The organism is Corallococcus exercitus (assembly GCF_003611585.1).
GTDB lineage: Bacteria > Myxococcota > Myxococcia > Myxococcales > Myxococcaceae > Corallococcus > Corallococcus exercitus.
The window spans coordinates 20987-31979 of record NZ_RAVW01000052.1; the positions used below are offsets into that span (position 1 = coordinate 20987).

Sequence of the window (10993 nt, forward strand, 5' to 3'; positions counted from 1 at the left end):
GTCGGCCACCCGACGCCAGGGACAACGCAGGCGACTGCGATTTGTTGGTGGGAAACCGCTCACCGGGGCCCCCCCTCCGGGCCGCGAGCAGGACGGAACGACGGTCGCTGACAGCTCTGCAGGATGAGGTCCGCCACCAGGGCCAGGGGCGTGCCCCCATCAGTGGCCTTCAGCTCCACGGCGGCGCGCGGCATGCCGTAGACGACGCTGGACGCCTCGTCCTGGGCCAGGGTGACGCCCCCGGCCTGACGGATGGCCAGCAGGCCCCGCGCGCCATCCTCGCCCATGCCGGTGAGGACGCCGCCGCCGCTGCGCCGGCCGTACGCCATGGCCAGCGAGTTGAGCAGCACGTCCCCGTTGGGGCACGGCCCGCCGTGGCTGCGCTGCAGGCGGGCCAGCCCGATGCTGTCCACCAGCAGGTCATGCCCATCCAGCGGGAAGTACACGCGGCCCGGCTCCAGCCGCTCGCCGTCGCGCGCCACGCCCACCTGGAGCTCGCACACCTGGGACAGCCAGCGCACCATGCCCTGCGTGAAGCCCACGGTGATGTGCTGCGCGACGAGCATGGGCACCGGCAGGTCGCGGGGCAGCTTGGACAGCACCTCCGCCAGCGCGGGCGGTCCGCCCGTGGAGGCGACCAGGCCGAACACGTCCACCCGCGCCCCGCTGGGCATGGGCGGCGGCGCGACGGCGCGCGGGCGGCGGGAGATGACGGGCACCTCCGCCATCAGGCACACGGAGTGGGCCAGCTCCCGGCCCCAGCGGCGCAGCTCCTCCGCGTTGGTGACGTTGGGCTTGCCGATGAGCTCCAGCGCCCCGGCGCTCATCGCCTGGAAGCCCAGGTCCACGCCGCGCTGCTCCGCCACGGCGCTCACCACCAGGATGCGCGCGGGCGCCTGGGACATGATGTGCCCGATGGCCGCCGGGCCATCCAGGCCGGGCAGGAGCAGGTCCATGGTGATGACGTCCGGGCGCAACAGGCGCGCCAGCTGCACGGCGCGGTTGCCATCCCCCGCCCGGCCCACGACTTCGATGCGCGGCTCCTCCGTGAGGAGCGCGGTGAGGGTGTTGGCCATGGTGGGCGAGTCGTCCACCACGAGCACCCGAATGGACTTCTTCGAGCTCAAGCGCGGCTCCCACGGCGGCTCATCACGTCCAGCACCTCCGAGAGCAGCCGGCCCGCGGCGCACTCGCGCTTGCTGAGGAAGCCGTCCGCCCCGGACGCCAGGCCCCGGTCGCGCGCGACCTGGGTGTCATGCGCGGAGACCAGGATGACGGGGAGCGTGCGCGTGTCCTTGTTCTCGCGCAATCGGGCGATGAGTTCGATGCCGTCCATCTCTTCCATGTCCAGGTCGCAGATGACGACGTCGTAGGTGTCCGCCTGCAGCCGCTCCAGCGCCCGCGCCCCGCTGGCCGCCAGGTGCACCTGGAAGCCGCCCGCCTCCAGCATCGCCCGGTGCAGCGCGCGCGCGGTGAGCGAGTCATCCACCACCAGGGCCCGCCGGCTCACCGCCGACACCGAGACCTTCTCCGAATCCGACACCACCCAGTCCGGGCGGAGGATGAGCAGCAGCTCGCCCCGGCTGAGCGTCGCCGCGCCCTGCCAGGCCGCCACGTCGCGCACCTCCGACGGCAGCGGGCGGATGACCAGGTCCCGGTCCCCCACCACCGCGTCCACGCCCAGCGCCACGCGCTTGCCGCCGCTCTGCACGATGAGCAGCGGCTGCCCCTCCGCGGGAGGAGACGACGCGCGCAGCCCCAGCCGCGCGCCCAGGTCCACCACCGGCAGGAGCTGTCCCTGGTATTCCATGTGCGCCCGGCGCTTGCCCACGCGCAGCATGTCCGCGCGCGCCAGCTGCGTGGACTCCACCGCCAGCATGGGCAGGCCCACGAACTGCTCCAGCGCGCGCACCATCAGCACCGGAGAGCTGCCCAGGTCCACCGGCAGGGTCAGCACGAAGCGCGTGCCCTGACCGCGAGTGCTCGCCACCTCGATGCGGCCCTGCAGCGACTCCACCGTGGCGCGCACCGCGTCCAGGCCCACGCCGCGCCCGGAGGTGTCCGTCACGTCCGAGCGCGTGCTGAAGCCCTCGCTGAAGATGAGGTCGCGCACCTGGTTGTCGTTGAGCCGCGCCGCCTCCTCCGCGGTGACCAGCCCGCGCTTCTCCGCGGCCTTGCGCACCTGCTGCAGGTCGATGCCGCGCCCGTCGTCGCTCGCCTCCAGGTACAGGAGGTTGCCCTGCTGCTCCACGCGCAGCGTGAGCGCGCCCTCGTGGTGCTTGCCGGCCTTCTCGCGCTCGGCGGGCATCTCCAGGCCGTGGTCCACCGCGTTGCGCAGGATGTGCACCAGCGCGCCCTGGAGCTTCTCCAGCAGGCGCCGGTCCAGCGACACCTCCGCGCCCACCACCGACAGCCGCGCCTCCTTGCCCAGCTGGCGCGACAGGTCGCGCACCATGCGCTGCAGGGGGTCCAGGATGGTGCGCGTGGGGCGCGTGGTGATGGCCTTGAGGCCGTCCTCCAGCGCGTCCACGACGTCGCTCGTCTCCTCGCCGTCGGTGCGCAGCGAGCGGCCCGTGCCGGACAGGAGCGTGCGCGCCTCCGCGGTCTCCGCCAGCAGGCCCTGCTTCGCGAGCAGCGTGGACACCCGCTCCAGCTCGCGGCTTCGCTCCTCCACCCGCAGGCGCACCTCGCGCAGGCGCTCCACCTCGCGCATCAGCGACGTCACCTGGTTGGCGCTCACCCGCCACCCGGCGTCGGCGGACTCGCCCGAGGGCTCCGGCGCGGCGGGCGCTTCGCTCAGGACGCTGGCCGGAGCGCTGACCACGGCGCTCGCGGCCGGCGCGCTGGCCGTATCGGGCGCCACCTGCGCGAAACCTCCGCCCGGCAGCACGGCGGACTCCTCCGGCGGCGGCGCGGCGGCGACCAACTGGGCCAGCGCGGCGGCGGGGTCCGGCAGGTAGTCCCCGCGGCCGTCCGCGTGCGCCTGGGCGCGCAGCATGAAGAGGTCCAGCCCGTGCAGCAGCACGTCCACCACCGGGCGCGGCATCTTCTGCGTGTGCGCCTTGAGCGGCGCCAGCGCGTCCTCCAGCTTGTGGGCGATGTCGCCCAGGTCCTGGAGGCCCAGCGACGCGGCGCTGCCCTTCAGCGTGTGCAGGTGCCGGCCCAGGCGGGTGTAGATTTTCGCGAGCGCGTCGTTCTCCAGCCCCTCGCGCTCCAGCTCCAGCAGGTCCATGGTGACCTTCTGGATGACCTCCTGGGCCTCCACGGCGAAGCCCGCCACCAGCGGCTGCAGCATCGGATCAACGGGCATGTCGCACTCCCACGTCGGAGCGGAGGAACAGGCGCCGCGGGTCGATGAGGTGGATGAGCTGCCGGTCCTGGGTGAAGACCTCCACCACCGGCCCTTCCGACCGGGCGCGCGCGGCCTCCACGGACGCGAGCGGCAGCGTGGTGGGGCGCGGAATGGCCTCGCAGTCGAGCGCGCACAGCTCGCCGTCGCCCCGGTCCACCACCAGCAGCACGGCCGGGTCCTGCCGCCACCCGTGGCCGCCCAAGAGCGACGCCAGGCTCAGCGCGGACAGCACCTGCCCCTGGAAGCGCAGCACGCCGATGACCGCGGGCGCCGACAGCGGCACCGGCGTCACCATGCGCAGGGGCAGCGCCGCGCGCAGCGACTCCAGCGGCAGCGCGTAGCGCTCCTCGCCCAGCGGGAACTCGGCGATCCAGTGGACCGCCTCCTCCACCGTCGACTCGCCCTGCTCGCGCAGGCGCGCGGCCCGGCGCGCGAGCAGCTCCCGCGTCTCATCCTCCAGGGCCTCGTCCACCACGCGCAGCGTCCCCTTCATTCCAGCGCCCCCAGATTCAGGTAGGCGTCAGCGGACGCCAGATAGAAGCGCGCGGGCAGCGCCTCCGGTCCATCCACCAACGCATCCGGTGGCAGCTGCCCCGCCCGCGTGCGCAGGGCGCGCATCAGCGGGAAGGCCGCGTCCCGGGCGCCCGCGCGCTCGCGCAACAGCGCCAGCTCCAGAAGGCCCGGCAGGTAGTCCGGCGCCTGCTTCACGAGCAGCTCCAGCACCGCCGTCGCCCCGGCCACGTTGCCCTCCTCAATTCGCTCCAGCGCCTGCAGGTGCAGCCGCGCGGGCGAGGGCGGAGGGGACGGCGGCGGCGTGGGCGAAGCCGGCATCGGCGCGGACAGCCGCCGGGGCGTGGGCGTCATGCGCGGCGTGACCACCGGCTGCGCCACGGGCAGTTGCGCGAAGGTGCGCTCCTCCGGGCGGGGCTTGCGGAAGGCCTGCAGCTCCGGCGGCCCCTCGCGCGTGAGCCCCGGCGGCGTGCGGTCCACCTCCACCGTGCCCAGGAACATCAGGCCCCCCGGCGCCAGGCTCCGCGCCAGGTGGACGATGGCCGCGTCGCGCGCGGACGGAGAGAAGTACGTGAGCACGTTGCGGCAGAGGATGAAGTCGAAGTGCCCGAAGCGCTCCGGCAGCGGCGCCAGCAGGTTCGCCGGAGCGAAGCGCGTCACCTTGCGCACCTCCGGGAGGATGGAGACCTGACGCCCGTTGAGCAGCTCATAGACGGGGTGCAGCGCGGGGGCGGACTCGCGCCGGGACCACGCGCCGTAGGTGCCGCGCCGCGCGGCCTCCAGGCTGGCCTCGTGCAGGTCCGTGCCCACCACCTCCACGGGCATCCCCGGGGGCGCGCACGCCAGGAGGCACGCGGCCAGCGAATAGGCCTCCTCGCCGGTGGCGCACCCGGCGCTCCAGCCGCGCAGGTGCATGGCGCCGTGGCGCAGCGCGGACGGGATGCCCTCCTGGGCGATGTAGCGGAAGTGCTCCGGCTGGCGGAAGAAGTACGTCTCCCCCACCAGGACCGCGCGCACCAGCGTGTAGGCCAACGGAGAGCCCAGCTGCTGCAGCTCGCTCAGGACCTCCGTGGGCACGCGCCCCCGGGCCAGCTCCGCGCGCAGCACGCGCTCCACCGCGTCCTGGGCGATGGCGTCGTCGCGGAAGCCGGTGGTGTCCGCCACCACTTCGCGGGCACGGGCCAGAAGCCTCGGGTCGAGCCCCGCACTCATGCGCTCCGCTCTTCCTCCACCGGCGCGAGCAGCGCGGGCAGGTCGCGCAGGAGTCCCCGCGCGATGAAGACCTTCGGATCCAGGATGGGCAGCGCGCGGCCGCCGGTGCGCAGCATGCCCACGAGCCCTTCCTGCAGCAGGCCGTGCTCCGCGCCGCCCACCTTCTCGCGCCGGTCGATGTCGCCCGCCTGGAACTCCTCGGGGTCCTTCACCGTGTCCACGGTGAGCGCCAGCTGCACGCCCTCCGTCTCGATGACCACCAGCATCCGCTCCGCGATGGGCACCCGGTGCTCCACGCCCAGCCGCAGCGCCACGTCCAGCACGCACACCGCCTGGCCGCGCAGCTCCACGTATTCGCGCAGGTACGCGGGGCCGGTGGGCAGGGGCCGCGTCAGGGGCTGGAGCAGGACCTCCTTCACGGAGTCCAGCGGCACGGCGAACTCGCGCTCGCCCACGTTGAGCCGCAGCACCAGCATGGCGCCGGAGCGCGAGCGGCGCCGCGCGTTCTCCAGCGCCTCGCCCACGCGCGCCAGCAGCTCGTCCGCGCGGAAGGGCTTGGGCAGGAACGCCTCCGCGCCGAAGCCCAGGCACGCCTCCGCGCGCTGCTTCTCCGAGGAGATGATGATGACCGGGATGTGCGCCGTGCCCGCGTCCGCCTTCATCCGCTGGAGGACTTCATCCCCGTCCATCTCCGGCATGGACAGGTCCAGCAGCACCGCCGCCGGATGCAGCCGCCCCACCTTGTCCAGCGCCTCACGGCCGTTGCTGGCCGTGTGGATGGTGTAGTGCCCGGAGAGGATGGCCCGCTCCAGCGCCAGGATGGCGTCGCTGTCATCCACCAGCAGCAGCGTCGGCAGGCTCACGGTTCTCAGCCCCCGTTCAGGAACTGACGCACTGTCTTGGTCAGCTCGTCGTGGGACACCGGTTTCTGGATGAAGGCGTTGGCCCCGGCTTCCGAACCGCGCTGGCGCAGGTCATTGCCCTTCTCCGCCGTCAGCAGGATGACCGGGACCTTCTTCACCTGCGCCTGCGCGCTCGCGCGGACCTCCTTCACGAAGGTGATGCCATCCATCACCGGCATGTTGATGTCCGCGATCACCACGCTCACCGGCACCAGCCGCAAGAGCTGCAGCGCGCGCTGCGCGTCCTCCGCCTCCACGATGCTGACCTTGAGGTTCATCAGGTAGATCTTGAGGATGTTGCGGACGGTGGGGCTGTCGTCCACCAGCAAGACGTTGGTGCTCACTGTGCCAAGGCTCCTCGCACAGGCTCCGCGGCGTGCGGAGATGTCCTGCGCTGCATGAGTGATCCTACCGTGAGCGCTCCGACGGACGAAAGCGGGGGGCTTGCGTCCGCCGGTAAGCCTGGCAGGCGAATGTCTGGATTTTCCGACAAGGTTGGGTGGCTTCAGCCATCCTTGGGCGTGGGGTTCGCGGGGACCCCTTCTGCGGGTGTCTCCACCGTCTCCACTGGGGGTGCGCCCACCGCGTGGTAGCCGCCATCCACGTGAATCATCTCGCCCGTGGTGGACGACAGCCAATCGGACAGCAGGGCACAGGCCGTCTTCGCCACGTGGTCGTGGCTGTCCTTGTCGCTCCAGCCCAGCGGGGCCTGCTTGCCCCAGTACTGCGCCAGCGCCTTGAAGCCGGGGATGCCCTTGGCCGCGACGGTGGCCAGCGGGCCTGCCGCGAGCGCGTTCACGCGGATGCCCTTGGGCCCCAGGTCGCGCGCCAGGTAGCGCACGGTGGCCTCCATGGCGGCCTTGCACACGCCCATCCAGTCATAGATGGGCCACGCCTGCCGGTTGTCGAAGTCCAGCGCCACGATGGAGCCGCCCGGGGGCATCAGCGGCGCGCACGCCACCGCCAGCTCCTTCACGGAGAAGGCGGAGACGCGGAACGCGGTCTGCACGCTCTCCCACGGGGTGTTGAGGAAGTTGCCGCCCAGGGCGTCCTCGGGCGCGTACGCGATGGCGTGCAGCACGCCGTCCACGCGGCCCCACTTCTGGCGCAGCGCCTCCGTCAGCGCCGGAAAGTGCGCCGGGTTCGTCACGTCCAGCTCCAGCACCTCCGTGCCGGGCTTGAGCCGCTTCGCGCTGCGCTCGGTGAGGGACTTGGCCCGGCCAAAGCCGGTGAGGATGACCTCGGCGCCCTGCGCGATCGCGTGCTCCGCGACGCCAAAGGCCAACGACTGAGGGGTGAGCACGCCGGTGATGAGCAGCTTCTTGCCCTGGAGGAGCATGTCGGTCGGTTCTCGGTTGGGGAGGAAAGAGGGGGCGTGTGCTTACCACTCCTGAACGTGGGTGGGAGGCCCCGCCCCTCCTTATCCCGTCCACCCTGGATGTACGTCCGTTCAGCATGCCAGGAGGGCTGGCGGCTCCTTTGAGCCCCTCCCAGGCAGGGGAATCCGGCCCTCGGTGAAGCTCCGCTCACTTGGAGCATGACTCCAGCTGCTCTCTTGAGCGAAGACAGGCAGCCGGGCGTGACGCGGTTCAACAAACCTGAGGCGAAAACCCCCCAACGCGGCGCCCATCCAGTAAAAGACCCCCGCCATGGCGAATTTCCAGGACAGCTTCCTCTCTGGTGCCAACATCGACTTCATCGAGGGGCTCTATGCCCGCTTCCTCGATGACCCCGGCAGCGTGGACGCGAGCTGGCGTGAGGTGTTCGAGCGCAACAACGGCACGGGCCGCCCCATCTTCAACGCGAAGCAGCTGGAGGCTCCCGCCCCGGCCGCCGCGGAAGGCAAGGGCGACGGCAAGGGCAAGGGCAAGGCGAACGGTGTCGCCGTGCAGGCCCCGGCCGCCGCCGCCGCGCCGCAGGCCCCGGCCGCTCCGGCGCAGGACATCGGGCTGCAGTCGAAGGTGGACCAGGCCATCACCGCCTTCCGGCTGCGCGGCCACCTGCGCGCGAAGCTGGATCCGCTGGACCGTCCGCGCCCGCAGCTGGGGCACGTGGCGGACGTGGCGCTGATGGACGAGAACCACTTCGCCGCGAAGGAGCTGGAGCAGGCGGTGGAGTGCAACAACGTCTTCCCGCAGCAGCGCGTGCGGCTGGCGGACCTCGTCACCCGGCTGCGCCGCACGTACTCCGGCCACATCGGCGTGGAGTTCATGCAGATGCTCGACAGCGAGCGCCGCCGCTGGCTCATGCAGCGCATGGAGCACAGCGACAACCGCACGCCGTTCTCCGTGGAGGACCAGCGCCACATCCTCACGAAGCTGTCGTACGCGGAGGGCTTCGAGAACTTCCTGCACACGAAGTACGTGGGCGCCAAGCGCTTCAGCCTGGACGGCGGCGAGGCGCTCATCCCCATGCTGGACGCGCTCCTGGAAGTGGGCAGCGCCATGGGCCTGAAGGAGCTGGTCATCGGCATGGCCCACCGCGGCCGCCTCAACGTGCTGACCAACATCCTGGGCAAGAAGCCGGATCAGATCTTCAGCGAGTTCGACGGCCCCAAGGACCCCAAGGCGTACCTGGGCCGCGGCGACGTGAAGTACCACATGGGCTTCTCATCGGACCACACCACCCGGTCCGGCAAGAACGTGCACCTGTCGCTGGCCTTCAACCCCAGCCACCTGGAGTGCGTGGGGCCCGTGGTGGAGGGCCGCGTGCGCGCCAAGCAGGACCGCGGCGGGGACGCGGAGCGCACCGGCGTGGTGCCGCTGCTCATCCACGGCGACGCGGCCTTCATCGGCCAGGGCATCACGTCGGAGACGCTCAACTTCTCCGGCCTCAAGGGCTACACGACGGGCGGCACGGTCCACATCGTCATCAACAACCAGGTGGGCTTCACCACCGACCCGTCGGACTCGCGCTCCAGCATCTACTCCACCGCCATCGCGCAGATGCTGGACATCCCGGTGTTCCACGTGAACGGGGATGACCCGGAGGCGTGCGTCCACGTGGCGCGCCTGGCGGCGGAGTACCGCCAGACGTTCAAGAGCGACGTGGTCATCGACTTCATCTGCTACCGCCGCTACGGCCACAACGAGGGCGACGACCCGTCCTTCACCCAGCCGGCGATGTACGACCTCATCCGCAAGCACCCGCCGGTGCGCGCGCTGTACGCGAAGGCGCTGGCGGAGGCCGGCCGCATCAGCGCGGAGGAGTCGGACGGCATCAAGCAGCGCTGCTTCCAGGACTTCGACGCGGCGCTCACCCGCGCCCGCCAGGAGAGCCAGTTCAAGGAGCCCAACGCGCTGGAGGGCCTGTGGAAGCCCTACAAGGGCGGCCTCTTGAAGAACGCGCCCCAGGTGTCCACGGCGGTGGCCAAGGCCACGCTGCGCGACGCGCTCCAGAAGCTGGCCACCGCGCCGGCAGGCTTCAACGTGCACCGCGACGTGGAGCGCACGGTCCTCAAGAAGCGCCAGGGCATGCTGGAGAGCGAGGAGCTCCAGTGGAGCGAGGGCGAGTCGCTGGCGTACGCGACGCTCCTGTCGGAGGGCTACACCATCCGCCTGTCCGGCCAGGACAGCGAGCGCGGCACCTTCAGCCACCGCCACGCGGTGCTGCACGATACGCAGACGGGCGAGGAGTACGTGCCCCTGCGCCAGTTCCCCACGGGCAAGGCGACGTTCAACGTCTGGAACAGCCCGCTGTCGGAGATGGGCGTGCTGGGCTTCGACTACGGCTACAGCCTGGACGTGCCGGACGGCCTCACCCTGTGGGAGGCCCAGTTCGGTGACTTCGCCAACGGCGCGCAGATCATCATCGACCAGTTCATCGCCGCGGCGGAGAGCAAGTGGCGCCGGCTCTCCGGCATCACGCTGCTCCTGCCGCACGGCTACGAAGGCCAGGGCCCGGAGCACTCCAGCGCGCGCCTGGAGCGCTTCCTGGACCTGTGCGCCGAGGACAACCTCCAGGTCTGCTACCCCACGACGCCCGCGCAGATCTTCCACCTGCTGCGCCGCCAGGTGCTGCGCCCGGTGCGCAAGCCGCTGGTCATCATGTCGCCCAAGAGCCTGCTGCGCCGTCCGGAGGCGACCAGCCGCATGGACGACCTGGCCACGGGCGCGTTCCAGGAAGTGATTCCGGACGCGAAGGCGGACGCCGCGAAGGTGAAGCGGCTGCTCTTGTGCAGCGGCAAGGTGTACTACGACCTGGCCAAGGCCCGGGACGAGCGCAAGGACGACTCCATCGCCATCGTGCGGGTGGAGCAGCTCTACCCGTTCCCGCAGGATGAGCTGGCGAACCTGGTGGCGAAGCTGCCGGCGCTCCAGGAGCTGTACTGGGTGCAGGAGGAGCCGCGCAACGCGGGTGGCTGGCACTTCATGTTCCCGCGCCTGCACGACCTTCTCTCCGGCCGTTCGCAGCAGCAGACGGTGAAGCTGGGCTACATCGGGCGCGCCGAGGCCGCCAGCCCCGCCACCGGTTTCACGAAGACGCACGACTACGAGCAGCAGCTCATCATCGAAGAAGCCATCCTCCGAGGACCCCAGAATGGCCGTTGAACTGAAAGTCCCCCCGCTCGGCGAATCCATCACCGAGGCCGTCGTCGGCAAGTGGAACAAGAAGCAGGGTGAGTCTGTCTCCGCGGACGAGCCGCTCGTCGTGCTGGAGACCGACAAGGTCACCATCGACGTGCCCTCCCCCGCCGCCGGCAGCATCGCGTCCATCGCCTTCAAGGAGGGCGACAAGGTCCGCGTGGGCGACGTGCTGGGCACCATCGAGGCCGGTGCTGGCGCGGCCGCTTCTCCCGCCGTGGCCGCCGCCACGCCCGCGCCCGCCCAGGCCGCGGCGCCGGTGGCGTCCGCTCCGGCCCAGGCCCAGAGCGACGCGCGCATCACCCCCACCGCGAAGAAGATGGCGGAGGAGAACCGGGTGGACGTGGGCCAGCTGAAGGGCTCCGGCCCCGGCGGCCGCATCATGAAGGAGGACGTGCAGGGTCAGCTCAACCGCCCCGCCGCCACCCCTTCCG

Annotated in this window: 9 protein-coding genes; 2 read left to right on the forward strand and 7 right to left on the reverse strand. The window is 71.5% G+C overall.

The genetic code is table 11. The features are described from left to right. Positions 1 to 59: 59 nt before the first annotated feature. The 7 genes from D7W79_RS09545 to fabI form a co-directional block, all read right to left on the reverse strand. Positions 60 to 1127 carry a chemotaxis protein CheB gene (locus tag D7W79_RS09545; protein WP_120525036.1) on the reverse strand — a complete coding sequence of 356 codons (1068 nt, stop codon included), beginning with the start codon at positions 1125 to 1127 and terminating at the stop codon, positions 60 to 62. Next, positions 1124 to 3310, reverse strand: a complete 2187-nt coding sequence (locus D7W79_RS09550) for a hybrid sensor histidine kinase/response regulator (protein ID WP_120525037.1) — start codon at positions 3308 to 3310, stop codon at positions 1124 to 1126. Before D7W79_RS09550 ends, D7W79_RS09545 begins: the two co-directional genes overlap by 4 nt. Further along, complete coding sequence (locus tag D7W79_RS09555) at positions 3300 to 3845, reverse strand: chemotaxis protein CheW (protein WP_120525038.1); 546 nt, start codon at positions 3843 to 3845, stop codon at positions 3300 to 3302. The genes D7W79_RS09550 and D7W79_RS09555 overlap by 11 nt, the downstream gene beginning before the upstream one ends. Beyond that, positions 3842 to 5074, reverse strand: a complete 1233-nt coding sequence (locus D7W79_RS09560) for a CheR family methyltransferase (RefSeq protein WP_120525039.1) — start codon at positions 5072 to 5074, stop codon at positions 3842 to 3844. Before D7W79_RS09560 ends, D7W79_RS09555 begins: the two co-directional genes overlap by 4 nt. Then, entirely contained in the window at positions 5071 to 5937 is an 867-nt protein-coding gene (locus tag D7W79_RS09565) for a response regulator (protein WP_120525040.1), read from the reverse strand. Before D7W79_RS09565 ends, D7W79_RS09560 begins: the two co-directional genes overlap by 4 nt. Positions 5938 to 5942: 5 nt before the next feature. Beyond that, positions 5943 to 6320: a response regulator gene (locus D7W79_RS09570; RefSeq protein WP_171434180.1), complete on the reverse strand. Its 378-nt coding sequence runs from the start codon at positions 6318 to 6320 to the stop codon at positions 5943 to 5945. A gap of 161 nt (positions 6321 to 6481) precedes the next feature. Then, positions 6482 to 7315, reverse strand: a complete 834-nt coding sequence (fabI, locus tag D7W79_RS09575; protein WP_120525041.1) for an enoyl-ACP reductase FabI — start codon at positions 7313 to 7315, stop codon at positions 6482 to 6484. Between the two features lie 310 nt (positions 7316 to 7625). Here fabI and D7W79_RS09580 point away from each other — a divergent pair, with 310 nt between their 5' ends. Together D7W79_RS09580 and D7W79_RS09585 are read left to right on the forward strand one after the other, a co-directional pair. Beyond that, the gene (locus D7W79_RS09580) at positions 7626 to 10526 is read left to right on the forward strand and encodes a 2-oxoglutarate dehydrogenase E1 component (protein ID WP_120525042.1); all 2901 of its coding nucleotides are present in this window, start codon (positions 7626 to 7628) and stop codon (positions 10524 to 10526) included. Then, positions 10516 to 10993, forward strand: a 478-nt coding sequence (locus tag D7W79_RS09585) for a biotin/lipoyl-containing protein (RefSeq protein WP_120525043.1), incomplete at its 3' end; no start/stop codon positions are given. The genes D7W79_RS09580 and D7W79_RS09585, both read left to right, overlap by 11 nt.